The 24,937-nt window shown below is 34.8% G+C and carries 21 protein-coding genes, 3 tRNA genes and 3 pseudogenes; 14 read left to right on the top strand and 13 right to left on the bottom strand.

Going from position 1 to position 24,937, the window contains the following annotated elements; all coding sequences use genetic code 11:
- Nucleotides 1-50 precede the first annotated feature (50 nt).
- The 5 genes from glnA (at nt 51) to WBW42_RS06880 (ending at nt 4,697) form a co-directional block, all read left to right on the top strand.
- Nucleotides 51-1,466 (top strand): type I glutamate--ammonia ligase, encoded by a 1,416-nt coding sequence (gene glnA / locus WBW42_RS06900; RefSeq protein ID WP_002052696.1) that lies wholly within the window; start codon nt 51-53, stop codon nt 1,464-1,466.
- 125 nt (nt 1,467-1,591) lie between these two features.
- Nucleotides 1,592-2,101 (top strand): chorismate--pyruvate lyase family protein, encoded by a 510-nt coding sequence (locus tag WBW42_RS06895; RefSeq protein WP_001231788.1) that lies wholly within the window; start codon nt 1,592-1,594, stop codon nt 2,099-2,101.
- A complete protein-coding gene (gene ubiA, locus WBW42_RS06890) occupies nt 2,098-2,976 on the top strand; it encodes a 4-hydroxybenzoate octaprenyltransferase (RefSeq protein ID WP_002119072.1) in 879 nt (292 codons plus the stop codon). Before WBW42_RS06895 ends, ubiA begins: the two co-directional genes overlap by 4 nt.
- Nucleotides 2,977-3,085: 109 nt before the next feature.
- Nucleotides 3,086-4,393 carry an alpha/beta hydrolase family protein gene (locus WBW42_RS06885; RefSeq protein ID WP_002119060.1) on the top strand — a complete coding sequence of 436 codons (1,308 nt, stop codon included), beginning with the start codon at nt 3,086-3,088 and terminating at the stop codon, nt 4,391-4,393.
- Nucleotides 4,394-4,496: 103 nt separating this feature from the next.
- Complete coding sequence (locus WBW42_RS06880; protein ID WP_000082753.1) at nt 4,497-4,697, top strand: hypothetical protein; 201 nt, start codon at nt 4,497-4,499, stop codon at nt 4,695-4,697.
- Nucleotides 4,698-4,701: 4 nt separating this feature from the next.
- On the opposite strand, the pseudogene WBW42_RS06875 reads toward WBW42_RS06880, so the two are convergent.
- From WBW42_RS06875 to WBW42_RS06860, 4 genes and pseudogenes are all read right to left on the bottom strand, one after another.
- Nucleotides 4,702-4,824 (bottom strand): annotated as a pseudogene (locus WBW42_RS06875) (DUF2726 domain-containing protein); the annotation flags it as partial.
- Between the two features lie 279 nt (nt 4,825-5,103).
- Entirely contained in the window at nt 5,104-5,352 is a 249-nt protein-coding gene (locus tag WBW42_RS06870) for a hypothetical protein (RefSeq protein WP_420198348.1), read from the bottom strand.
- Nucleotides 5,353-5,469: 117 nt separating this feature from the next.
- Nucleotides 5,470-6,000 (bottom strand): annotated as a pseudogene (locus WBW42_RS06865) (transposase); the annotation flags it as partial.
- A gap of 141 nt (nt 6,001-6,141) precedes the next feature.
- Nucleotides 6,142-6,621, bottom strand: a complete 480-nt coding sequence (locus WBW42_RS06860) for a hypothetical protein (protein ID WP_335950402.1) — start codon at nt 6,619-6,621, stop codon at nt 6,142-6,144.
- Between the two features lie 96 nt (nt 6,622-6,717).
- Here WBW42_RS06860 and WBW42_RS06855 point away from each other — a divergent pair, with 96 nt between their 5' ends.
- The 9 genes from WBW42_RS06855 to WBW42_RS06815 all read left to right on the top strand — a co-directional run bounded on the left by WBW42_RS06855 (nt 6,718) and on the right by WBW42_RS06815 (nt 16,766).
- The gene (locus WBW42_RS06855) at nt 6,718-6,924 is read left to right on the top strand and encodes a helix-turn-helix domain-containing protein (protein WP_002119846.1); all 207 of its coding nucleotides are present in this window, start codon (nt 6,718-6,720) and stop codon (nt 6,922-6,924) included.
- A gap of 265 nt (nt 6,925-7,189) precedes the next feature.
- Complete coding sequence (locus WBW42_RS06850; protein ID WP_498478597.1) at nt 7,190-7,480, top strand: hypothetical protein; 291 nt, start codon at nt 7,190-7,192, stop codon at nt 7,478-7,480.
- A 46-nt stretch (nt 7,481-7,526) separates the two neighbouring features.
- The gene (locus WBW42_RS06845) at nt 7,527-8,147 is read left to right on the top strand and encodes a restriction endonuclease subunit S (RefSeq protein WP_498478595.1); all 621 of its coding nucleotides are present in this window, start codon (nt 7,527-7,529) and stop codon (nt 8,145-8,147) included.
- Nucleotides 8,147-9,670 (top strand): type I restriction-modification system subunit M, encoded by a 1,524-nt coding sequence (locus WBW42_RS06840; RefSeq protein ID WP_498478593.1) that lies wholly within the window; start codon nt 8,147-8,149, stop codon nt 9,668-9,670. The genes WBW42_RS06845 and WBW42_RS06840 overlap by 1 nt, the downstream gene beginning before the upstream one ends.
- Entirely contained in the window at nt 9,660-10,880 is a 1,221-nt protein-coding gene (locus tag WBW42_RS06835; RefSeq protein WP_498478591.1) for a restriction endonuclease subunit S, read from the top strand. The genes WBW42_RS06840 and WBW42_RS06835 overlap by 11 nt, the downstream gene beginning before the upstream one ends.
- Nucleotides 10,880-11,236: a hypothetical protein gene (locus WBW42_RS06830; RefSeq protein WP_498478589.1), complete on the top strand. Its 357-nt coding sequence runs from the start codon at nt 10,880-10,882 to the stop codon at nt 11,234-11,236. Before WBW42_RS06835 ends, WBW42_RS06830 begins: the two co-directional genes overlap by 1 nt.
- Before the next feature lie 88 nt (nt 11,237-11,324).
- Nucleotides 11,325-12,674, top strand: coding sequence for an anti-phage deoxyguanosine triphosphatase (locus WBW42_RS06825; RefSeq protein WP_009391543.1), 1,350 nt, complete (start codon nt 11,325-11,327; stop codon nt 12,672-12,674).
- A gap of 65 nt (nt 12,675-12,739) precedes the next feature.
- A complete protein-coding gene (locus WBW42_RS06820) occupies nt 12,740-16,024 on the top strand; it encodes a type I restriction endonuclease subunit R (protein WP_498478587.1) in 3,285 nt (1,094 codons plus the stop codon).
- 1 nt (nt 16,025) lies between these two features.
- Complete coding sequence (locus WBW42_RS06815) at nt 16,026-16,766, top strand: M48 family metallopeptidase (protein WP_348961736.1); 741 nt, start codon at nt 16,026-16,028, stop codon at nt 16,764-16,766.
- Between the two features lie 54 nt (nt 16,767-16,820).
- Here the strand turns inward: WBW42_RS06815 and WBW42_RS06810 are convergent, their stop codons facing one another.
- The 9 genes and pseudogenes from WBW42_RS06810 to sodB form a co-directional block, all read right to left on the bottom strand.
- Complete coding sequence (locus WBW42_RS06810) at nt 16,821-18,176, bottom strand: tyrosine-type recombinase/integrase (RefSeq protein ID WP_348961735.1); 1,356 nt, start codon at nt 18,174-18,176, stop codon at nt 16,821-16,823.
- A complete protein-coding gene (locus WBW42_RS06805; RefSeq protein WP_002120105.1) occupies nt 18,166-18,669 on the bottom strand; it encodes a hypothetical protein in 504 nt (167 codons plus the stop codon). The genes WBW42_RS06810 and WBW42_RS06805 overlap by 11 nt, the downstream gene beginning before the upstream one ends.
- Entirely contained in the window at nt 18,666-20,891 is a 2,226-nt protein-coding gene (locus tag WBW42_RS06800) for a hypothetical protein (protein ID WP_498478584.1), read from the bottom strand. Before WBW42_RS06800 ends, WBW42_RS06805 begins: the two co-directional genes overlap by 4 nt.
- Nucleotides 20,878-23,247 carry a hypothetical protein gene (locus WBW42_RS06795; protein ID WP_031959471.1) on the bottom strand — a complete coding sequence of 790 codons (2,370 nt, stop codon included), beginning with the start codon at nt 23,245-23,247 and terminating at the stop codon, nt 20,878-20,880. Before WBW42_RS06795 ends, WBW42_RS06800 begins: the two co-directional genes overlap by 14 nt.
- A 116-nt stretch (nt 23,248-23,363) precedes the next feature.
- A pseudogene (locus WBW42_RS06790) lies at nt 23,364-23,681 on the bottom strand (DUF2726 domain-containing protein); the annotation flags it as partial.
- Between the two features lie 56 nt (nt 23,682-23,737).
- Nucleotides 23,738-23,813, bottom strand: a tRNA-Asn gene (locus WBW42_RS06785).
- Between the two features lie 181 nt (nt 23,814-23,994).
- Nucleotides 23,995-24,070, bottom strand: a tRNA-Asn gene (locus WBW42_RS06780).
- A gap of 8 nt (nt 24,071-24,078) precedes the next feature.
- Nucleotides 24,079-24,154 (bottom strand) — tRNA-Asn (locus tag WBW42_RS06775).
- Nucleotides 24,155-24,300: 146 nt separating this feature from the next.
- Entirely contained in the window at nt 24,301-24,927 is a 627-nt protein-coding gene (gene sodB, locus WBW42_RS06770) for a superoxide dismutase SodB (RefSeq protein ID WP_000208083.1), read from the bottom strand.
- Nucleotides 24,928-24,937: the final 10 nt, after the last annotated feature.

Genomic DNA, 24,937 nt, shown 5'->3' with positions numbered 1-24,937 from the left:
CAGCAACTAACACGCACTTAACAAGTGCAACAAAATTTCATTGGAGCAAAATGAGCATGGCGAACAAGGTCCTTCAACTCATACAAGAAAGTGGCGCAAAATGGGTCGATTTTCGCTTTACTGATACTAAGGGTAAAGAACAGCACGTAACTTACCCAGCTGATTCTATTGATGAAGATACTTTTGAAGACGGTAAAATGTTTGATGGTTCTTCAATCGCTGGTTGGAAAGGCATTGAAGCATCTGACATGATTTTACGTCCAGATGCGGAAACTGGTTTTATCGACCCGTTCTTTGCTGAACCAACTGTAGTTGTGACTTGTGACGTTATTGAACCTTCAACTGGTCAAGGTTATGAGCGTGACCCACGTTCGATTGCTCGCCGTGCAGAAGAATACTTAAAATCTACAGGTATCGGTGATACTGCATTCTTTGGTCCAGAACCAGAATTCTTTGTATTTGACGAAGTGAAGTGGGACATCGATATGTCTGGCGCTCGTCATACATTAATCGCTGAAGAAGCTGCTTGGTCTACTGGTAAAGATTACGAGTCTGGTAACTCTGGTCACCGTCCACGTGTTAAAGGCGGTTACTTCCCAGTTCCTCCAGTTGATTCTTCACAAGATATGCGTGCAGAAATGTGTGCAAAAATCGAAGACATCATGGGTCCAGGTCGTGTAGAAGTACATCACCACGAAGTTGCTTCTTGCCAGTTAGAAATTGGTGTGAGCTTCAATACTCTTGTTCGTAAAGCTGACGAAGTTCAACAGTTCAAATATGCTGTTTGGAACGTTGCACATCAATATGCAAAAACTGCAACCTTTATGCCTAAACCAATGGTAGGTGATAACGGTTCTGGTATGCACGTTCATATGTCTATCTCTAAAGATGGCAAGAACTTATTTGCTGGTGATGAATATGCAGGCCTTTCGGAAATGGCATTGTATTTCATCGGTGGTATCATCAAGCACGCTCGTGCATTGAATGCAATCACAAACCCATCTACAAACTCATACAAGCGTTTGGTTCCTCACTTCGAAGCACCAATTATGCTTGCTTACTCAGCACGTAACCGTTCTGCTTCTATCCGTATTCCATACGTTTCTAGCCCTAAAGGTAAGCGTATCGAAGCTCGTTTCCCAGACCCAATGATGAACCCGTACTTAGGTTTCGCTGCATTGTTAATGGCTGGTATCGACGGTATCCAAAACAAGATCCATCCGGGCGAAGCTGCTGATAAGAACTTGTATGATCTTCCTCCAGAAGAAGAAGCAAAAATCCCAACAGTTGCTCATAGCTTAGATATGGCTCTTGAAGCACTTCAAGCAGATCACGAATTCTTGTTAAAAGGCGGCGTATTCACTAAAGAAATGCTTGATGCATACATCGAACTTAAAACTGAAGATGTACGTCGTCTTAACACGACTACTCATCCAGTTGAATTCGATATGTACTACAGCTTGTAATACGTATTTCGTAAAAAAGCCTGCATATGCAGGCTTTTTTATTGCTTGGAATGTTGATTGAATTCTCTACGTTTTTTATCAAAAAATTGGAGTAAACTAAGTGCGAGTTTTCATGTGAGCAGATTATGCGTAAACGACAACCAGTACTTAAACAGGAAAAGGCTTTAAATCCTGAGTTGAAAACATGGTTGTATGCTTCTGGTTCTCTGACTCAACAATTAACTGAGCTCGGTGGCGGCCAGTTTAGTGTGAGGCCCTTTAAAGAACACTTTCAGCGTTTAACGTTTGTAGATAGCCAATGGATGAACATGTCTCATGCTCATACTTCATGGGTAAGGGAAACCTACTTATATGGCTGTGAAGCAGAGCCGTGGGTGAAAGCAAAAAGTATTTTTCCAATTCAAAGTTTACAAAAAAAAGCGCGTATATTTCAGCACATCGGTTCTAAACCGATTGGCTTTTTTCTATTTCAAAGAACAACTCCGCTTTGTGACCGTCGTGTCATTCGTTTGCCAGAAGGCTGGACGCGACAAAGTTGCTATACTTGGCATGGATGTAAATTTATCGTCCAAGAAACATTCTTACCGGCTTTTGAAGCTTTTTTAAATCAGCAGCACGACAAGGAATTACTATGACGACTGCAACAGGCACAACATGGCGTCAGCGTTTAGAAGCTTATTATTATCTATGTCGATTTGATAAGCCTGTTGGAACAGAACTGGTGTTTTGGCCAACCATGTGGGCACTTTGGATTGCAGCAGAGGGAATGCCACCTCTACATATTCTTTTGGCGATGGTATTCGGTACAATTTTTATGCGTGCCGCTGGCTGTGCGATTAATGATTTTGCTGATCGTAAAGTAGATGGACATGTAGAGCGTACAAAAACGCGCCCTTTGGCAACAGGGGTAATTAGTCCAAGAGAAGCGGTATATGTATTTTTAGCATTAGTATTTGCCAGTGCTTGTACGCTGTTCTTTTTACCTATCGCGACGTTCTACTGTGCATTAGGGGGCTTGGCGTTAGCATTTATATATCCTTTTATGAAACGTTATACCCATTTACCGCAAGTAGTGTTAGGTATGGCATTTTCTTGGGGGATTCCAATGTCATTTACTGCAATGGGTAAGCCTTTAGATATAACGTGTTGGCTAATTTATTTTGGTAATTTGGCATGGACAGTGGCTTTTGACACTCAATATGCAATTACAGATCGTGAATATGATTTAAAGATTGGCGTGAAATCTACAGCTATTCTTTTTGGCCGATATGACATCCAGATTATTGCTCTTTTACAAGCAACTAGTCTTGTTTTGATTGGTACTGCACTATATTTAGAAAATATTTTATTCCCCTGGGCAATTATTGCTTTAGTTGTAGTGGCCTTTGATTTTGTATATCAAACAGTTAAAACCAAAGACCGCAACCCTCAAGTTTGTTTTTGGGCATTTCGTCACAATCGTTGGGTGGGATTAATCATTTTTCTAGGAATATTTTTAAATTTCATATAGTAAAAATGACCGTGAGGTTGAAAAGTGTTCTATGCAGAGCACTTTTTTTATGTCTTAATATTTGTGCATAAAAATATGCGGAATAAATAACACATAAAAAGGATATTCTATGAAACGGTCAAAAATTGCTTTAGCTATAACATTATCAACTTCAGCACTATTTCTTACAGCGTGTAATGACGATGATGATGACTATATTGGTGTAAATCCTGATAAAACTTATGTTTCTGAAAAATCCTATTCTAAGGATACCTTAAGTGGTGCTTCATCTATAAAAGTGATGACATATAACATGGTGAATGTACAAGGGAAAACAGCTGAAGCAACTGCTTTGGTAATGTTCCCTAAAGTTGCTCAACCAAAAGATGGTTATCGCGTAGTGGTATGGGAGCACGGCACAGTAGGTGTAGGGGATAGTTGTGCACCAAGCAACAATACGATTAATCCACGTTTTAAAATTCTAGCGGATACTTTATTAGCTGCTGGTTATGTGATTGTGGCACCTGACTATGAAGGTTTAGGTACTAGAGGCATGCATCCATACCTTAATTTAGGAAGTGAGGCTAAATCTGCAATTGCAGCAGTTAAAGCTGCTAAAGATCATTACGGTAGTCAGTTAAATAGTTCATGGATGTCAATTGGGCAGTCTCAAGGAGGCCATGCTTCATTAGGAACAGCTGAATTTGCTAATAACGACACTAACTACAAAGGAGCTGTTGCAACAGCACCAGCTTCTAGCCTTGGCGATATTATTTCTAAAATTGCTCCGCAAGCAATTAGAGACATTCTTCAGAAAGAGCAGGCTGGTACCGCACCTGTTGGTACGGCTGTGGAAGTGTATGCCGAGCTACTTGCATATGCTGCATATACCACAGTGGGTATTACTGCTTATGAACCTAAATTTAATTATCGTGCAATCTTTCAACAACGTTCTCAAAGTATAGCTGAGTTTGCAGAAGGCACTACGGGTGAAAATGGAGTCTGTTTAACTGATTTGCATAATAAATTTGCAGATGATATTCGAGATTTTCTTGCGACTAATACTGGTAAAACAGTTCTAGATTATCCAGGCCTAGCTGGTAATTTCCAGGAGAATCCAACGGTACAAAAATTCTTGGTAGATAATCAACCTGCTACCAAAAAAATTAATTCACCAGTCATGATTGTTCAAGGTACTGCGGATATGGCTGTACCATATCCTGTTACTAATGCCTTACAAGAGGGACTTAAAAAAATGGGAACTGATGTGACATTTGTACCTGTTGTTGGAGCTGCCCATACTCAGGCGATTGTATGTAGAAATGCTGAAATTTATCAATTTGTTCAATCTAAGATGCCAGCTAAAACAAATATAGTGCTTGATCCATCAGTAATAGATGCTAGTAAGAATGTTGAATGTACTGGAATAGCACAATAATTTTTTGTATTTAAAATCTTCAAATTAAAAAGGTCCTGAAAAGGGCCTTTTTTGTTATATTGTTACACAGTTTGATTTGATACTATTTGAGTTTGAAGAACTTATGAGCCAGCAACCTGTTGAAAAAAAATCTGTTCCTTGGTTATTAATGGGATTAGGTTTACTTATTCCTTTTCTAATTATTGGAATACTTTTCTTGGCTGCAAAAAGCGATGCTAAGAATAAAAAACAATATGAACAACAGCGTTTAGAGATGGCAAAAAGAATAGCTGAGAAAGAAGCTGCAAATTCTGAATCGAAATAGCTTGTTAATGAATATCCTTTTGTAATTGGCGTACAGTAGGAATATTTGTGTAACGCTTTACAAGGTAGCCTGCTTCAGTAAGCATTTGATCACGAATACGGTCTTCTTCTACTTTTTCAAGATGGGTAGTTTTCCTAATTAATAAAACGATTGTCAAATAAGAACAGAAATTGTAACTACTAATTTATTTAATCTTGAATTGGTGATATTTCTGTTTTTGAACAATTTATTTCAAATGTCAAAATTATTTATCGAAATTGGTCAATTAATACGCAAAAAAGAACTAAGAAAAAATTATCTAAGAAGCTTTGGGTTTACAGTAAGGTATTGATCGTAGCTATCTCGGCCGTATTGAGCGTGGAGAGCTTAAGACTTATAGAGCTCTGCTTAGAGTGAACTATTTGTTTTAGGTGTTAATATTTCTTTTTTTAATTTTATAAGTTCCTCGACTAGAAAATTTTTTAGTGAGATCGGGGCTTCGTCCAGACAATTGTTTAATTAGGATGGGAGTACCATTTGGAGCTTTGCTCCATACAGCATCATTCTCTACATAAAGTACTATTTCGGTACGTGAAACTTTAATAAAAGTTTCACGAAGTATTTTTGCCGCAGCATCGGCTATATCACTTTCATCCTCTAAGTCTTCAATTTTCATGTCTAAAACCTCATTTTGATTAAATTTGTTTAAGTTGAAGGATAACAGAATAGATATTTGATCCAAGAGAGAAATGAATTATTAAAAGTAGTCAAACGTCTAGAGAGACTATTTGGAAAAAATGCTCTGGCTATCTAGACTGCCACCATTATGATGGGCTTTAACCACAATACAGTCCATATAAACGATGGTATAGATCGCAGAAGACGGTTTTGCCATTCAGCATGCATCGGTAACTTTAGAAATGAGCATTGGAGATACATCGGCATCGTACATTTCCTTGATGGTGGCAACGATTTCACGGATAGTCATGCCTTTGGCATAAAGGGCTAGAATCTGGTTATCCATTTAAGTGATACGGGTTCGATTTTTCTTAATCAACTGAGGTTTGAAAGTGCCATTACGATCACGTGGTGATCTCTATCTCCCTATCATCACTAAGTACAATCTTACTAGAATAACCATTGCGTGAATTTCAACCAGATTTACGGGCATTTTTTTTATGTCCGAGATGTTCGGTAAGTTTGGCATTGAGAGCCGTTTCAACAGTGATTTTGGTCAAAAATGAGCGAATTGATTGAGATCTTCTCCTGTTTTTATTCCTTTAGCAAATTTTGCTGCAAGGTCTTTTAGTTTTCGTTCGTTCATCATATTGCCTGACTCCGATGTGAATATGAACATAGCAAATTCAGGCAATTACACAATTTAATTTACAGTCTCTTCTAAGGCTGTAACCATCTTTTTTTCAAGTAGTTTTCTTATCTGTAATTCAGGTTAGTTAATTTTTCTCTAGCTTAATATTTCCTCCATTAACTTAATATTGGAATTTATTTTTTTTATATCTTTCTCAATCTCATGTTTATGGGTAATGAAATATTTTTCTAGCGTAGCATCATTAGATAATAAATTATTTAAGAATTCGATATTGTTCTCTTTTTCTTCTAACTCTGTCAATAAATCACTTTTTTTTGACATAAAAATATCTTGAAGTTTTTGTTTTTTATATTTATTTCTTAAATCATTTAATCTTGGTGTTTCCTTGTAACGAAAGGAATTTTTTGAAGATGTAGTGGGATCTGCTTCCAAGTATTTAAAATTTAGAAGGATTTTTAGGCCTGAGTACATACGTCTTTTAGCAGTTTTTGGCATGTTTGGTCTAGATGTCAGCATTTTCTCCCAAAAATCTTTAGCTTGCCAATTATTGACTTCGTGATTTATGAATAAATCTAAAAAATCATCATACAGTGGTAAATGAGTATTTCTTGCCATAGCTGAACAATTTTCACTTATTAAAAAGAGGATTATAGTCCGTGGATGTTTAATCCGTAAATGATGATAGTTCTGTTTTTTGAGCATTTAAATCAAATGACAGAATTAGCAAGTTTACTAGGTCAAAAAATTCGTAAGGCTAGAAAAGAAAAAGGCCTTTCTCAAGAAAAGTTAGCCCTTATGTGTGGTTTAGATCGTAGTTATATGGGGCGGATAGAGAGAGGTGAGGTTAACATTACTGTGCTCAAGCTTTATGAAATATCAAAAGCTTTAAATATTCAAATCATTAATTTTTTTGAATAGAAATATATTTAGCTTGGTTTTAATAAAAATTATTTTTAAAAACAATATTTTGCAATGAAAATGGTAGTATTTGTTTAGGGGTTTTTCATTTTAGTAGGTGTTCTACTGCAAAAAAATAATTGACATTGAGTAAAAAACGCCCCATTATCCTGATGTAACACGGGTTGCATAGTCTACCTACTGTATTTAATTTGTGATGACAGGTGGCCGCCTGTCATCGAATTCAAAACTATTAACGCGACTAAACATTAGGAGTTAAGAACAAATGAAAGTATATCAGATCAATTATGACCTGCGTAAACAACGTAACTATGACGAGCTTTATAAAAAAATTATGTCTCTTGGTAATTGGTGCCATCCTTTGGAGTCATGTTGGTTAATTGCCTCTGAAAAAACAGCGTCACAAATTGCAGGGGAATTATTCAAAGTCATGGATAGTGATGATGGTTTATTAGTAACTCGCTTACAAAATGAAGCTGCTTGGTACAACCTTGATTCAAAAGGAACTAAAGAAGTCAGTAATTGGCTTCAAGAAAATTTGAGTAAAGCATCATAAATGGACTGAGCCAAGGATGGCTCATTCTCTTTCAGAGTAAATATTTATGGCAAAGTTAAAAGGATTCCTAAAACTGAGTGATCTTGCAGAGGTCCGCACAGGTTTTACATTCCGTGAAAAGGTTGAAGAAGTCGAGTCAGGCAATGCCCACGTATTGCAGATCAAGGATATTCGTAACATTGCAACGGATACATGTGGCTATACGCTGTTTGCGGATTCGTTACCTCAAATTGATTGGCAGGGTAAGGATAACGCAATCGTATCGCCTGACTCTGTATTATTGCCTTGTCGTGGAGAGTATCTCAAAGCACATTATTTTGTAGGTCATCAAGATCAATCAAAAGCACGACCACTCATTGTGAGCAGTCAATTTTTGATTTTGATGCCAAATCAAAATGTACTACCTGAATACTTATGCTGGTACTTAAACCAACCTCATGTGCAATACGAGTTACGCAAAGAAAGTCAGGGTTCTAAGATGCCAATGCTGAGCGTATCAACAGTCAGCCAGTTTGAGGTTGAAGTCCCTAGTTTGGACATTCAGCAACGCATAATCGAATTAAACCGTATTTGGGAGCAAGAGCAGATCTTGACCCAACAATTACTTAAAAATCGTGAACAAATGATGATGGGCATGTTTAAACAACTGCTCCAAGGAAACAAATAATGGTTACTCAAATTAATCAAGATACCGTCAATAAAGCCCTTTGGTCGGCATGTGATGTATTCCGTGGCACGGTGAGTGCAGATACCTATAAAGACTATATTTTGACAATGCTGTTCTTAAAGTACATCTCTGATGTATGGCAAGACCACTACGACAATTATAAAAACGAATATGGTGATGAACCTGAACTGATTGAAGAAATGATGAAAAACGAGCGTTTTGTACTGCCTCGTGAATCTAATTTCTATACCTTGCATGAGCGTCGCTTTGAGCCCGGCAATGGTGAACGTATTGATATGGCTTTACATGCGCTTGAAGAAGCGAATGGTACAAAGCTCAAAGATGTAGGCAAAAGCGTTTTCCAAGATATCTCGTTTAATACGGATAAATTGGGTGAAGAAAAGCAAAAAAACACCATTTTAAAAGACCTTCTTGAAGTTTTTGCTGTTCCTGAATTGGATCTAAAGCCAAGCCGTGTCGGTTCACTTGATGTGATTGGCAACGGGTATGAGTTTTTGATTAAAAACTTTGCTGCGAGTGGTGGTCAAAAGGCGGGTGAATTCTATACACCACCTGAAGTATCGGACTTAATTGCTGAGTTACTTGATCCACAAAAAGGTGACAGTATTTGTGACCCTGCCTGTGGTTCTGGCTCACTGTTAATGAAGTGTGGTCGTAAAGTTGTATCAAATCACAACAGCAAAGAATATGCGTTGTATGGGCAAGAAGCGATTGGTTCAACGTGGTCATTAGCCAAGATGAACATGTTCTTGCATGGCGAAGACAACCACAAAATTGAGTGGGGCGATACCATTCGTAATCCAAAGTTATTGGATAAAAATGGCGACTTGATGCTATTTGATATTGTGACAGCAAACCCACCATTTTCATTGGATAAATGGGGGCATGATACAGCTGAAAATGATAAGTTTGATCGTTTCCGTCGTGGTGTACCACCAAAGACCAAAGGTGATTATGCCTTTATCTCACACATGATTGAGACGCTAAAACCTGTTACAGGTCGTATGGGCGTTGTGGTTCCACATGGCGTGTTATTCCGTGGCTCATCTGAAGGTAAGATTCGTGAGAAGTTGATTAATGAAAACTTATTAGATGCGGTGATTGGTTTACCTGAAAAGCTGTTCTACGGTACGGGTATTCCTGCTGCCATTTTAATTTTTAAAAAGCAAAAAACTGATGATTCGGTTTTGTTTATTGATGCAAGCGGTGAGTTTAAGTCAGGTAAAAACCAAAATAACTTAACAGAAGAGAATATTGCTAAGATTGTTGAAACCTACCGTGCGCGCGAAAGCGCAGATAAATATGCGTATTTGGCGACTTTGCAGGAAGTGAAAGACAACGATTACAACCTGAATATTCCTCGTTATGTGGATACCTTTGAAGAGGAAGCTGAGATTGATTTGGTTGCTGTACGTGCTGAGCGTGAGCAGTTAAAAACTCAACTTGCTGAGCTTGAAGTTGAAATGGCGAAGTACTTAGAGGAGTTGGGTTATGGTGCCTAATGGTTGGAAATTAGGGAAAATATCTGATCTTGCTAATACCAAAATGGGGTATGCATTTAAGAGCAGTGATTTCGTTTCTTTTGGTATACCTTTGCTCAGAATGGGAAATTTATACCAAAATTCTTTAGATTTTAGTCGAAATCCAGTTTTTCTGCCTTTTTCATATGAAAAAGATTATGACAATTTTCTAGTAAAACCTAACGACTTGGTTATGTCGATGACTGGAACTATGGGTAAGCGTGATTATGGTTTTACAGTACAAATTCCAGAAGATGCTCCTATCTCTTTATTAAATCAACGGGTAATGAAGTTTATTGCTAAGAAAGGTATTAATTCTAGTTATTTGAAGTATGTGCTGCGTAGCGAAGTACTGTTAAATAAATTGTATTCTTTCCCTGGTGGTACAAAACAAGCTAATTTATCGGCTGATCAAGTGAAAGAGCTTTCGGTCTTAATTGCCCCATTAGAGGAACAATACAAAATTTCCCAAATCCTCTCTACTTGGGATCAAGCAATTTTGGCTACTGAAAAACTGCTTGAAAATAGCCAACAGCAGAAAAAAGCATTGATGCAGCAACTGCTAACTGGTAAGAAGCGTTTGCTTGATGAGAATGGAAAGAGGTTTAGTGGGGCGTGGAAACATATAAAACTACGAAGTTTAATCAAGGAAATTAAAAGGGATAAAGAGCAAAATCCAAATAACATCGAGCTTTTGACAGTAAAGCTTCACAATAAAGGGGCTGTAGCTTCTGGAAAGTTTCCCAATTCTACAGAAGGAGGTAGACCCTATTATAAAAGATTTGCGGGAGAACTTATTATAGGTCGCCAAAACTTGCATAACGGTGGAGTTGCGATTGTACCTTCTGATTGTAATGGGTTAATTGCATCCAATGCAATTTCAAGCTTTGAAGTTTTGAAGGACTGTGACATTAATTTTATTTTATCAATTATGAGTACAAGTCACTTTAGGTATGTAATTGATAATTTAACTGGTGGTACAGGGCAAAAAGAAGTCAGTGTTCGTGAATTACTCAATGTATTTGTGTTTATTCCTTGCATCGAAGAGCAACGGAAAATTGCTAAAGTAATTTCTTTAGCAAATCAAAAAATTGATACTTTGCAGAAAAAACTTGATTGCTTAAAGCAAGAGAAAAAAGCACTCATGCAACAACTTTTGACAGGTAAAAAACGTGTCAAGGTGGCTGCCTAATGATGCAAATGATGCCTAGCTATTACCGCATTATGGCGGGTGCGAAGTCTGTATTTGCTCAAGAGTTTCTAGAAGGCGGCTTTATAGCCGCCAACTGGAACATTGACCAAGACCTAACCCATGACTTACCTGATGATTGGCGTGAGTTTAATCATCGTTTTGTTGGGCAAATCCAACGCTATATGGGCTATGTCAAAGATGAGTTGGCTGAGGCAGATCAACAGGTGAAAGGGGTCATCATTGCACTTGAAGATGATTTAAGAATTCGTCGTGCTTTGAGTGTGGCTCAGAATATTGAGTTTTATCGTTATCAGTTGAGTTTTAGGCTGATCAAGGGTGGAAATATTAATAATTAAATCAGGTGCTTGATTATTTTATTAAATAAACCTGTAGTTAGATGCTGGATATGTAATATTAAATTTTAATTAAATCAGAGGGTTGTTAATGTTAGATGTATGGGAAAGTCGTCGTGAAGAAAATAAACGTAGAGACAATGATAAGCGTACGGAGTGGGAGCGAGATTATGCTCGTTTAATTCATTCAGCAGCCTTTAGACGCTTGCAATCAAAAACTCAGGTTCTAGGATTGGGAGAGAGTGACTTTTATCGTACCCGCCTGACCCATTCAATGGAAGTTGCTCAAATTGGAACAGGTATTTTGCGAAGTTTAAAAGCAAAATATAAAAATCAAGATCAGGAAATTTATGATGTTTTGCCAGATGAAGCTTTAATGAATGCGATTTGCTTAGCTCATGATATTGGTCATCCACCTTTTGGTCACGGTGGTGAAGTCGCTCTAAACATTCGTATGCGTGAACATGGTGGTTTTGAAGGAAATGGGCAAACATTAAGAATTCTCACGCAATTAGACAAGTACACTGAGAATTATGGCTTAAATCCAACCCGTCGTTTGCTATTAGGGGTACTAAAATATCCATCCTCTTATACAGCAACAGTACAAGAAAGTGCCTATGGGGAGCTCAAATCTCCACGTTGGTTATCTGAGTCTAAAAAACAGAAACCTCCTAAATGTTATTTAGATACCGAAGATAAAGTTGTAGATTGGATTCTTGAACCTCTAAATTCAAACATAATTGAGTTTACTAAATTAGAACCACATAAATCAGGTCATTTGAAACCAGCCAACAAAGCTTTGGATACATCTATTATGGAGCTTGCTGATGATATTTCATACAGCTTACATGACTTGGAAGATGCTATTTCTTTAGGAATGATCACTCGTACAGATTGGGAAGATCATAATCAAGCTCAAGAAAAGGATAGTAATGTTCTTAAAGAAGAACGTTTTAATAGTTGTGGATTTAATAGCATTACTATAGCCGAGAAGCTGTTTTCAAAAGAAAGCTATCAACGTAAGGATCAAATCGGGGATTTAGTCAATTTCTTTATTACAAATATTGAGGTGAAAACTTCGGCTATTTCATCTGCATCTTGTAATTTGATTAAATGGAATGCAGTGTTAAATAAAGAGCACAGATTACTTTTAGATCATATTTTTGAATTAGTGGAAAACAAAGTAATTAAAAGTACCAATGTTCAACAGCTTGAGTTTAAAGGGCAAAAATTAGTTATGGAGTTGTTTGATACACTGGCTTCTGATCCCAAAAGACTTCTGCCAAGTTCAACATTATCTCGTTATGAGCGACAAGATTCAGATTCTAAAAGAATGAGAGTTATTTGTGATTATGTTTCTGGAATGACAGATGATTATGCGACTCGTTTGTATGAGAAGTTACATTCTCCATATAAAGGATCAATATTCGATAGACTTTGATTTTTAGAGTTTTGAAACATATTTAACTATCACAGTACATGTGAAACTAAAGCAAGAGCAAAAGAATGAATCAACTTTACACGCCAAAATTTCAAGAAGAATACAGTGCAAAGCTTCCAGCTTTGACTCTACTGAGTAATTTGGGGTGGTCATTCTTTTCCCCATCACAGGCACTCGTTGCCCGTGATGGAAAACAAGACCAAGTTGTCTTACGTCAAATCCTGCGTAAAGAACTCTCTAAACGAACTTTTCCATTTGCGGGTCAAGAATATCCACTCTCTGCAAAATCAGTAGATAACTTAATTGCCGAAATCTGTAGCCCTGCTTTGAATGAAGGGCTACTGACTGCAAACGAAAAAATGTATGACCATTTGTTCTACGGTATTCCTGTCACTGAATTTGTGAATGGAAAAAAAGTTAGCCCTACGATTCCATTGATTGATTGGCATAACATTCATAACAACGACTTTTCATATACTGAAGAATTTGCTGTCACACGCTCAGGTGGTGTAGATACACGAAGACCCGATATCATTTGCTTTGTAAATGGTATTCCTTTAGTGGTGATAGAAGCAAAACGCCCCGATAGTCAGGCAAAGAAAGGTCCAACGATTAATGAAGGGATTTCTCAAACGCTTCGTAATCAGCGACCTGATGAAATTCCACATCTGTTTGCCTATAGCCAACTTCTGCTTTCTATAAATGGACATGAAGGGCGTTACGGCACATGTAATACCCCTGCTAAGTTTTGGGCAGCGTGGCGAGAAGAAGATACTTCTGATGCAGAGATGTATGCGCTTAAAAATAAGAAATTAACTGTTTCACAAAAACAGAGCCTATTTTCTTATCGTCCAGTCGATGACTTAAATTGGTATGAAAACCTAATCGCAGGTGGAGACTTAGCTGTTACAGGTCAAGATCAACTGCTGATTAGTCTATTAAAGCCTGAACGACTCCTCGAAATGGTTCGCCTATATACGCTTTTCGATAAGAAAGCAGGAAAAATTGTTGCTCGATATCAGCAAATCTTTGGTATCAAACGCCTCATTGAGCGTATTAGTACAAAGAACAGCAAAGGTGGACGCGAAGGTGGTGTCATTTGGCATACAACGGGCTCAGGTAAATCTTTTACCATGGTCTTTCTTAGTAAAGCTTTGATCTTGCATGAGGCTTTAAAACAATGCCGTATCTTGGTTGTTACTGACCGTGTTGATTTAGAAGATCAACTCAGTAAAACCTTTGTGTCAGGTGGTGAGTTGGCAGGAAAAAAAGACAAGCAAAATGCCATGGCGACTTCAGGCAAACGCTTGGCTGAACAAATTGGTAAGGGTACAGAGCGAATCATGTTTTCTTTGATTCAGAAATTTAACTCTGCAACGAAACTTCCTGAATGTGTTAACACAAGTTCTGACTTCATTGTCTTGATTGATGAAGGGCATCGAAGCCAAGGTGGTGAAAACCATGTGCGTATGAAACTAGCACTTCCAAATGCTGCATTCGTGGCATTCACTGGTACGCCATTGCTTAAAGATGAAAAGACCGTTAATAAGTTTGGTCCTATTGTTCATGCGTATACGATGCAAAGAGCGGTAGAAGATAAAACCGTAACGCCTTTGCTCTATGAAGAAAGAATTCCTGATTTAGATGTCAATGAACGAGCGATTGATACGTGGTTTGAACGGATAACAGAAGGTTTAAATGATCAGCAAAAAGCAGATTTAAAACGTAAATTTGCGAGAAAAGGTGAAATTTATACTGCTGATGATCGTATTCGCCTGATTGCGTTAGATATTGCCAATCACTTTGTGAAAAATATTGATGATGGTTTAAAAGGACAGCTTGCTTGCGATAGCAAGGCTTCAGCGATTAAGTATAAAAAGTACTTGGATGAAGCAGGCTTGTTTGAGTCTGCTGTGGTGATGAGCCCACCTGATAGTCGTGAAGGAAATACTGATGTTGATGAATCGACTACCCCTGAAGTGACCCAATGGTGGAAAGACAATGTCGGCACTCAGGATGAGCAAACTTATACCAAACAAGTAATTGAGCGTTTTGAAAAAGATGATTCGCTTAAATTGCTGATAGTGGTGGATAAGCTCTTAACAGGTTTTGATGAACCTAAAAATGCTGTTCTTTATATTGATAAAAATTTAAAACAGCACAATCTGATCCAAGCAATTGCGCGTGTAAACCGACTTCATCCAATGAAAAAGTTTGGTTTATTGATTGACTATCGAGGTATTTTAAAAGAATTAGATTCCACAATTCTTGATTACCAAGATCTCGCTGCTCGTACCCAAGGTGGCTATGATATCAATGATCTTACAGGCTTGTATACGCAAATGAGCTCTGAATACAAACGTTTACCTCGTTTGTATAAAGCGCTATGGGCAATTTTTGCTGATGTCAAAAATAAAAATGATCCAGAGCAGTTGCGCCAAGTTTTAGTCCCACGCATTGAAGAGCGTGAGGGTGAGTTGGTTGATATTCACTTGAAAGTACGTGATGATTTTTATGAAGCACTTACAGAATTTGCTAGTTGTTTAAAAGTTGCATTGCAGTCAGCAACCTTCTTTGAAGATAAAAGCTTTTCTGATGCAGATCGTCAGCACTACAAAGAAACAGTCAAACTATTTACAAGCTTGCGTCAGATTGTGAAACGAGATGCTGGAGAGACTATTGACTATGATCAATATGCTGAGCAAGTCAAAAAACTTCTTGATAAGCATGTTGTGGGTATTGAGGTAAAAGACCCTGATGGAGTCTATGAAGTTGGCAAGATGGGCAAAATGGCGCAACCCGAAGATTGGAGTGAAGAGAAAACACGTAATGAAACGGATATCATCAAAACTCGTGTAACGAAGATGATTGAACAGCAATTACGTGATGATCCCTATGCTCAGGAGGCTTTCTCTAAACTGTTACGTCAAGTCATTGAAGAAGCAGAGAAAGAATTTGATCATCCATTGAAGCAACACATGCTGTTTAAAGAGTTTGAAGAGCAAGTTGAGGCTCGTCGTTTAGATGAAATTCCTGATGTGTTCAGTGGTAATAAGCATGCTCAAGCTTATTATGGTGTATTCAAGAAACTATTACCTGAAGCATTCTCGATAACAGATCAACAGAATCAAGATAAGTGGATTGAACTCGCTTTCGAGGTTGATCGTTCTGTCATGAGCTCTGTAGCTGAAAACTCAATTAATCCACAAAATATTGAAGCAGATATCCGTAAAAAACTATTACCGCAGATGTTCCGTGAATGTAAATCCATTGGTAGTGGTATGGATCAAGCCAAAAAAATTGTGGAAATGATCGTACAAATCACACGGGTCGGTTTGAATGGGCTCTAGGATGAATACGCTGCCAGAGAGAAAGTTAAGCATCATTTATGGTGATGAAGTTGTTGATTTTGAGGTGCTTGAAAGTCCTAGCCGTACTGAAAAGATACTGATTAAAGTCTATGCTGATTGTCGGGTAGTTGTATCGGCACCGTTAAATGCAGATGATAAAACAATTATTGATGCGGTCAAGCAGCGTAGTCGTTGGATCTATAAGCAATTAAGAGGGTTTCGTGAACAAAGTAAATTTATCACGCCTCGCCAATATAAAAGTGGTGAAAGCCACTTTTATTTGGGTAAACAGTATCAATTAAAAGTGATTCATGATGATACCAAGCCAAAAGGTGTAAAACTTCTGAGGGGACGATTGGAGGTAAACACCTTAGATACGGATATTGAAAATATTAAATCTCATTTAAATGAATGGTACAGATCTCGAGCAAAAGTCATATTTGAAGTACGATTGAGGCAGATTCTTGAAAAAGCCTTATGGGTTGAAACTCAGCCTGATATTCGTTTGATGACCATGCGAACACAGTGGGGAAACTGCTCTCCATCAGGTGTACTTACGCTCAATCCTCATCTAGTTAAAGCGCCTACAATCTGCATTGATTATGTTATTTTGCATGAGTTGTGCCATTTAGCTGAGCATAATCACAGTGATCGTTTTTACCAGCTTCTCACTCAAGTGATGCCTGATTGGGAAATAATAAAAGAGCGATTAGATAATATGGCTGTGAAATTTTTTGAATAGAATTTAATGTGTTCTGAATAGCCACTGATTATTTAACCAGCTATATTTAAGAATTTATTCTGTTTTATTTTTAAGCTGATTAAGAAGTTCACGTAATATAATAGGATCAATTGGAAGATTATTATTTAAAGAGTTTTCTAAAAAATTAATGTGTGAGTTGACGACATGATTGGAGGGGGTTGCAAATATTCTTTCTTTTAATTTATCGATTTCAGAAAGCTCATCAAATGCTAAATTTATATATGTATCAAGAGATGTGATAGATCTGTGGCCAGTCCATTCAAGCATAATTTGTTTTAATCGATATGTATTTAATAGCATTTTTCGAAATTCATCACTATTCGTTAATTCATGTTCTAAAATTAGAGATTTAAATTTTTCTGTGATAAATCGATGGCGAAACATGTGAGCACAGACTTGGGAGGAAAGATTTGCCTCTTTGGACCAATTATTCATATAAGTAGTCAAAGTATCGGGTTGTAATGGATGGCCTGATGTGTGGGAAATAAAAATATAATCATGATTAATGCCCTTTTTTTGCAGTATCGGATTTCTATAGTAATGAACATAAAAGCGTAAATTGAGTAAAAAAGTTCTTGAAACAGGAATTTCCCGTGTCTTAGTTAAACGATTATTTTTTAAATTTATAATTTCTAGTAAAGGTGAGGCTGATTCACTCTTTAACGCTGATCTTAGGGATTTCATGGATAGAGAGCAGACTTCTGTTCTTCTACCACCTGTATTTTCAAGTGCCTGAATAAGACACAAGTTTCTAAGTCTTAAAGGCTCATTCACTGAGTAATTTATATGATTCAAAAGTTTATTATAATCATCGAGTGAAACAGGATAGCGTTTGCGTTGAGGTGAAGGTGGAGGGAACGAATAATGATAATAACTCGGGGGAGACCTTAGTTTGTTATTTTCTCTAGAGACTTTTTTATTTTTACTACTTAAAGATATTTTATTATTTTTACCAATCCCAATAAAATTATTAAGATTATAAAGCTCTGCAATAAAAAAAAGAAAATTAATAGCTTGATAAGCAATACGTATAATTTGGTTATTGGATCGAACATCAGGGTCATCTTGTAAATAATCCATAAAATCGGAAAATAAATTATTGTCAAATTGTGAAAAATTTTCTATTTTCTTGCAATAAAAAGTAAATCTAATAAAGTGAGTTAAATGATTGGCAAATATTCTGTATGTGCCACCATTATATTTTTGAGAATAACCAAATTTTAATTTATAAATAAGATATGAATTTGCTTCATAGCATGGAACACCATTAGGGTATATTAAAAAAGGTAAGGCATCAATATTGAAAAATTTTATATCTTGTTTGGATGTGGAGAGGTAATTTGGTAATGATAAATTACTAACCATTGAATATAGTTTTTTATTTTTCATTATAAACCACCTCATTAGCATGGTTTAATAATTTTTCAAAATATTTTAATTTGTTGTTGGTTTCATCAATAACATATTGGTTGTTTGTGCCTAAAGCTAAATTGGAAATTGTTGACTTTAGATCATATATGATTTTGATGAGTATTAAGTTATTAATTTTAAGATAATTATTCTCTGACTTTAATTCTTCAATTTTATTTTTTTTACTAGCTAGAGTTATGGTGATTGAAGATAAAGCTTTTATTCTCAAATCATTAAATTGAGTATATGTCATATTTGAATATTTATTTACGTATAATTTATGTGTATTGAGCGATAGTGAAATAATTCCATATTCGCTATTGGAGTATTTCGCTATATTTTTTTGAGATGAAATAGCGGTTTTTATATCATTGTCATTGATATAATTATTGGGCTTATTTATTATAAGTTGAAGTAAATCAATTTCAGATTGAATTGATTTTTCAACTTCATAATTATCAAATTTTTTCATATTTCATCCTTAACTATCAATATTAGCTCAAATTCTTGAATGATATTATTGTTTTTATCTTTGGTAGTAAAAAATCTAGGTTGAAGGTCAATTATATGTTCATCAATAAGATAGTGTATTTTGCTTGATAGCTTATTTGTAAAGTTGAAATTTTTCATGCTAGTTATTTCTAAGTCATTAACATTAAAATGATTTAATAATACTGTGCGTAAGTCTTCAATATTTTTAACAATTGGGCCGGATATTCCTAAATAGGCTTCAGTAATTGTGTGAGATTTTACGCCATTAAGAACGCTGCCTGTTAATGGTTCAGTAATATAATGATATAAATGTTCAATATCAGTATGACCGAGGAAGTGACGTAATGTATCTAAGCCATCAAAGCTTTTTGACCAGAAAAATATCATTGCAAAAAAACGTCTTAATTGATGTTGGCGTATATAATATCTCCTATATTCATTTGGTGAGTATTCTATTTTTTTTGTTTGAAAATAATCACAAAATAAATTTAATAAGTTGCTATAGTTTCCAGGCGATAACTTTTTCCATGTATTTCTACTATAAGAATAGTTATTTATCAAATTAATATCTGAAAGTGTAGAAAAATCATTTTCTAATATGATTTCATTAAAATTTTTAAGTTTATAAATGATTTTTGCTATGATGCTTGGTATAGGTCTTGACATCTTTTCACGATGAAAATTAATGCCACCAACACCGCTTTTTCGATTATCAAATATAACTTCAAATTCTTTGAATTCTGTTATTAATGGATCAAAATTCTGAGGTAATAAACAATCTAATGGGTGTAAATCAATAATTTCTGAGTTGCGTCTAGCAGTGATCGCTCCTAATGCAACTAATATAGATGCTAATAGAATATTGTAAAAATCTATAAATCCATGATTGTTACGTAAATTTATAAAATAATTTTCATCTTTAGGTATTTTTAACTCTTTAATACCTATTTTTTTTAATGTGCTTGGAAATTTTGAACTGTTATAAAAATCATCAAAATTACCTTCTTTGTTTTTGATGAATAAAGAATATTTAATAATTGTATCAAGCAATATATCTAAATGTTTATGAATAAATTCAAAAGAATCACGTATAGCTTTAAAAGTTACATCAGCAGGAAGTGTTGCAAACCTCCCCAAATCTTTTAAAGGGGTTATTTTATTTATTCTTTTCACTCCAATAGTATTAAAGTTAGAAATATTGATTTGAGCACAATCATTTTGAGAGTGGACAAATAAAATTTTTTTTAAGTTCTTTATTTGAGATTGAAGTTCTTGGTATGAAAAGTGTTCTTCATCACTAGTCGTGTAAGGAAGACATAAGTATTCTGTTTTAGCTGTGTCTTCGATTAAGTTTAATTGATTTAAAGTAAAAGGTTGTTGGTTAAATACGATGATGCGATCTTCAAGAGATTTAATGAAAAAATTTTTTTTTACTTTATTGGGATTATATGTAGAGTAACCCTCATTACAATAAATCCAGTATTTAGATTTTCTTAGCTCTTCTAATGTTAGGTCAAGTTCATCATTATTGTTATTATTGATGAAAAAAGGATATTCCTCTTCAAATTTAATTACATCATTTATATCTATTTCTTTAATTTTTTCTTTTAGAAAATCTGTAACAAATATATTATAATTTATTGATGCATTGATTTTTCCATTGTTTGAAATATTGACTAGATAATCGACTATATAGTCTTCATTAATCCTATTTAAACCATATTTGCTTAATTCTAAAATATTAGAATTAACCAAAATAGAATTAATAAAGTAAATTATATTTTTTAAATTAATACTTATGGTTTGAGTTTTTAATAATAATCCTTCATTGTAAATAGGGTGGCTTTGAATGCAAAGCCAGTATTTGAAAGTGTTTAGTATGTTTGGTCTTTCTGTTAGTAAAATATTGTTATCAATTTTTATTTTATTGAAGTTGATTGTTATTATTAATTTATTTAATTTAATCATCCATATATTTGATTCAAATTTTGTATTATTATAAAACCAAGCAGGATTTCTTACATCTGATAGTTTTAAGTTGTGTATGGTGGATGTTTTTTCAAAAGATTTTTCAATTAGTCCATAATTGTTGGGATTGCCTATTATCTCATTCTTTAATAAGATGAGTTCTTTCTTTGACATATTTTCTATATTTTTATTAGGGTCAGATAAAATATCTTTTAATTGATTATTTACTATCATTTATAAATATTCCTTCGATTATTTTATATTTGATTGGGTTTTTTTTTGCTATTTCATACATTTCTATAATATCTTTAGTTAAATATAAGCATTGTTGTAAGTTATTTTGAAATGCTTCAATCTGTGATATTACATAATTTGCACTTGTATACCACCATTTTAAATGTTTTTTTATGTTTTTTTGATTGTAAGATGTCTCTTCAAAAAAGTATTTAATTGAAAGAAAAATTTGTAGAAGAGGGACTGTTATTAAATAAATACCTATATAACTATTTTTATCTTCATTGTTTTTTTTCTCAATATTTATTTCATGAAATCCTTTTTCAATATGATGAGGTATATCTTTGAATGCATGATTATTTATAAATTTATCAAGTTCTTCTTTAGTGAAATCTACAGATTCGAATAAGTAAACTGAATCTTTCATCGATTCGTAAATAAGAGCATTTTGAAATATTCGTAACCATCTGTTCGTATAAAATTTCCATAGAGTATCTGGTAGATATGAATCAATCAATGCAGGGTTATATTCCTTATGGCCTAGTGCTAGACTCATTTTATTTACAGACATAGTTTCATAGTAAACACGTACTCCACAGCTTGCTCTAAATCTTGTTAATGTTAAATTTTGAAAAATATGGCTACATTCATTATCGTTAAGTAATATATCACCGTTTTTATAACTTGTTATTTCATATGATTTTTTTAGATTATTGATGAGGGTGATATTAGTGCCATTCTCAAATTTTTTTACTTTTCGTGGTTCTGTGAATGCGGTTCTTGAAGTTAATAACATGTATTCATGATCTAGATTATTTTCAGATTTCAAATAATTTCTTGCAATGCTAGTAATTTTTATGATGTCTTTAATTATTTTTACTGATTGAGGGTTTAATTTAATTAATTGTTCAGCATAATTTACTCCTCTTCTCTTTTTAAAAGACTTGCTATACCAAGATTCCCCAATTTTAAAAAGGCCTACATTGTTTTTATTGTCATATAGTTTCCAATTTATTAACCAAGATTCAGTAATTGCAGGATGTTGATTGATTAATAGTATAAGAAAAGGGTATAAGGTATTGTAGCTTGAATAAAAAATTTCATCCTTAATAATATCCTTTTCCTTATCTGAACCAGATATACCTAAAAAATGAGGATAATTCTTAAGGGTTTTGTGCTTAAAAGGGTTTTCATAATAAGTTCGAAATGTATTATTTTTATTTAGAACTCCAATTGGTACATTATTTTTTAAATTATTGTTTTGGCTTACTTTAACTATTCCTTTGCTAAGACATTCAATAAAAAAATTATATTTATCATTTGTTTTTTGTGTGAGTACTTCTGAACAGTAGATTATATGGTCAATTTCATTAATAATTTTAACAAAAATTAGTTCTTTAGCTTCACTATCAGTATAACTTATTGGAATCTGTGTAACTAATTTATTGTGTATTAATTGTTTATTTTCATTTTTTACTAAGTTTGTTGTTGTGTTCTTATGTGTACATCTTTTATAGATTGGCCTGAGTATTTCTGTAATAGGTTCTTGCCATATTCCATAGTTGACTAATACGTTGTACATATCAACCATAGAACTCCATCTCTTGTGAAAATGACCAATATTATAGTTTTTTATTTTTGCATCTATTAAGCATAAATTATAAACAATAAGCATGCTTTCAAATGCATATTCTGAAGACATTGCCTTCTGTATTTCTTTAATATTTGGATAGACTATAACTAAAACTCTAAATAAACTAATTAGAAAACCAATCTTTTTTGACAATGTGGTTGATATGACTTTTTTTCCATAAATGATCATTACATGATGCAGTTTACTTGTGAACTCTTTTCCATAGGTGTCGTAAATAATGCTGATATTGAGATTTAGTAATTTATTATCACTACTGAAGATATTCCAACCTCGATAATATTCAATCTTTTCTATATTTTTTTTGTTTTTTTTATATAGAAAGATACACTCTTCTACATCCTCACTTATCGAATTAAGTGAAAGTAAAGTTGTAGTTACACTTATTTTTAGCAACAAAGCTAGCTTATTGAATACCGATTGTACCTCATAGCTATAATGATATTTATTGTAATTAGTTGTGTCCAATTCAGTATAGATAAATCCTATAAAGCATTGTAGATGGCTCTCCAGTGCTTCAGACGATTTTAAATCGAATATTGAGTGTTGAGTTGATGTCTGTTTCAAACATTCGATATACGTGCAATAAAGCGCTACCATTGATGTAAGTTTATTAAGTTTCTTTTCTTCCTGTTTTAGCCAGTTATAGCTATCTGCATCTAATGTTTTTGAGTGTTCATAATCTTTAAGATATCTAACTTTCATAGGATGATGTATCCATGACGATTGTCAAATAATTGAAGATCAAAAAATGCACTATGTCAATGAAAAATATATAAAGAAACTATTTGATAACTTTATTTAATTAGGAAAAGTGAATGGTCATCTAGTTCAATGATGGCCATGACTTCCATCTTGTCGTTGAGCACAACAAAGTCAGTAACTTTACGATTGAACTGACTACGAATTTTATAGTCATTACTGGTAATTAATGCGCTAAACGCCACTTGTGCTAACACATGATAATTTGGAAAACTTTGTTTTAAACGTATAAACATTTGAGTTTCAAAGTTTGTAATGACAGGGCGAGCAAAGAATTTTTGTTTTGGAAATAAATAAGGGCGTAAACAAACAAGAAGAAAAATACAGGTGCTTACGCAACCTAAAACAATAAAAAATAAGTGACTCGATTCGAACATGTGAAGGCATCATACAAATAAAAACCCACTCATGATGAGTGGGTTTTTAAGAATCTTGGCTCTCCCACCTGGGCTCGAACCAGGGACCTGCGGATTAACAGTCCGTCGCTCTACCGACTGAGCTATGGGAGAATCTGGAAAAGGATTTTAGGCAGGAAAGAGGGCTGGGTCAAGCCTTAATAACAGAATTAGAGTGAATATCTAATCGTTTGGTTTAAAAATACTCGAAACATTGATTTTATTCAAAATAATGAAAAATTATTAAATCATTAGAAAAGAAAAAACCCGCAATAAATGCGGGCTTTTAGAATCTTGGCTCTCCCACCTGGGCTCGAACCAGGGACCTGCGGATTAACAGTCCGTCGCTCTACCGACTGAGCTATGGGAGATTAGTAGATGGCTCTCCAACCTGGGCTCGAACCAGGGACCTGCGGATTAACAGTCCGTCGCTCTACCGACTGAGCTATTGGAGAATCTGATGCGCATTTTATGGATGAAATCTAAAAGCGTCAATAAGAATATTAAAGAAAATGAATCGTTTGCTTGATTAATATGCTTTTGCTGTATTAAAAATAAAAAAACCACCCCAAATAGGGTGGTTTTTCATAAAGAAATAAAATTATTTCTCTACACCAGCTGGTTGACCTGCAAGTTTTGCATTTGCATAGTCCCAGTTCACAAGGCTTTCTAGGAAAGTTGCGATGTATTTAGGACGTAAGTTACGGAAATCGATGTAGTAAGCATGTTCCCATACGTCAATTGTTAATACAGCAATTTGGCCATGTGCAAGTGGAGTGTCTGCATTAGAAGTTTTAGTAATAGATAATTTACCGTTTACTTCATCAGCAACTAACCAAGCCCAACCTGAACCGAATTGAGTTGTTGCAGCAGCAGTAAATTCTTCTGCAAACTTTTCGTAGCTACCAAAAGCTTCGTCAATTTTAGCAGCGATTGCGCCAGTAGGCTTACCACCACCATTTGGCTTCATGCTGTTCCAGTAGAAAGTGTGGTTCCAAACTTGAGCAGCATTGTTGAAAATACCAGCTTTAGATGCATCACCAGCAGTCGCTTTAATGATTTCTTCTAAAGTTTTACCTTCAAGGTCAGTCCCTTTGATTAAGTTGTTTAAGTTAACAACATAGGTATTGTGGTGTTTATCGTGATGGTATTCTAAAGTTTCTTTACTAATATGTGGCGCTAAATCATCATAGCCATATGGAAGTGCAGGTAAAGTAATGGTTGTCATGTTCCTATTC

This window comes from Acinetobacter sp. LT1 (assembly GCF_059800965.1).
This window is presented reverse-complemented; position numbering and strand designations above follow the sequence as displayed.

Bases quoted from the DNA above. Each gene is read 5' to 3' on its own strand.
- glnA (WP_002052696.1), top strand. From the start codon at position 51: ATGAGCATGGCGAACAAGGTCCTTCAACTCATACAAGAAAGTGGCGCA.
- WBW42_RS06895 (WP_001231788.1), top strand. From the start codon at position 1,592: ATGCGTAAACGACAACCAGTACTTAAACAGGAAAAGGCTTTAAATCCT.
- ubiA (WP_002119072.1), top strand. From the start codon at position 2,098: ATGACGACTGCAACAGGCACAACATGGCGTCAGCGTTTAGAAGCTTAT.
- WBW42_RS06885 (WP_002119060.1), top strand. From the start codon at position 3,086: ATGAAACGGTCAAAAATTGCTTTAGCTATAACATTATCAACTTCAGCA.
- WBW42_RS06880 (WP_000082753.1), top strand. From the start codon at position 4,497: ATGAGCCAGCAACCTGTTGAAAAAAAATCTGTTCCTTGGTTATTAATG.
- WBW42_RS06870 (WP_420198348.1), bottom strand. From the start codon at position 5,352: ATGAAAATTGAAGACTTAGAGGATGAAAGTGATATAGCCGATGCTGCG.
- WBW42_RS06860 (WP_335950402.1), bottom strand. From the start codon at position 6,621: ATGGCAAGAAATACTCATTTACCACTGTATGATGATTTTTTAGATTTA.
- WBW42_RS06855 (WP_002119846.1), top strand. From the start codon at position 6,718: ATGACAGAATTAGCAAGTTTACTAGGTCAAAAAATTCGTAAGGCTAGA.
- WBW42_RS06850 (WP_498478597.1), top strand. From the start codon at position 7,190: ATGAAAGTATATCAGATCAATTATGACCTGCGTAAACAACGTAACTAT.
- WBW42_RS06845 (WP_498478595.1), top strand. From the start codon at position 7,527: ATGGCAAAGTTAAAAGGATTCCTAAAACTGAGTGATCTTGCAGAGGTC.
- WBW42_RS06840 (WP_498478593.1), top strand. From the start codon at position 8,147: ATGGTTACTCAAATTAATCAAGATACCGTCAATAAAGCCCTTTGGTCG.
- WBW42_RS06835 (WP_498478591.1), top strand. From the start codon at position 9,660: ATGGTGCCTAATGGTTGGAAATTAGGGAAAATATCTGATCTTGCTAAT.
- WBW42_RS06830 (WP_498478589.1), top strand. From the start codon at position 10,880: ATGATGCAAATGATGCCTAGCTATTACCGCATTATGGCGGGTGCGAAG.
- WBW42_RS06825 (WP_009391543.1), top strand. From the start codon at position 11,325: ATGTTAGATGTATGGGAAAGTCGTCGTGAAGAAAATAAACGTAGAGAC.
- WBW42_RS06820 (WP_498478587.1), top strand. From the start codon at position 12,740: ATGAATCAACTTTACACGCCAAAATTTCAAGAAGAATACAGTGCAAAG.
- WBW42_RS06815 (WP_348961736.1), top strand. From the start codon at position 16,026: ATGAATACGCTGCCAGAGAGAAAGTTAAGCATCATTTATGGTGATGAA.
- WBW42_RS06810 (WP_348961735.1), bottom strand. From the start codon at position 18,176: ATGAAAAATAAAAAACTATATTCAATGGTTAGTAATTTATCATTACCA.
- WBW42_RS06805 (WP_002120105.1), bottom strand. From the start codon at position 18,669: ATGAAAAAATTTGATAATTATGAAGTTGAAAAATCAATTCAATCTGAA.
- WBW42_RS06800 (WP_498478584.1), bottom strand. From the start codon at position 20,891: ATGATAGTAAATAATCAATTAAAAGATATTTTATCTGACCCTAATAAA.
- WBW42_RS06795 (WP_031959471.1), bottom strand. From the start codon at position 23,247: ATGAAAGTTAGATATCTTAAAGATTATGAACACTCAAAAACATTAGAT.
- sodB (WP_000208083.1), bottom strand. From the start codon at position 24,927: ATGACAACCATTACTTTACCTGCACTTCCATATGGCTATGATGATTTA.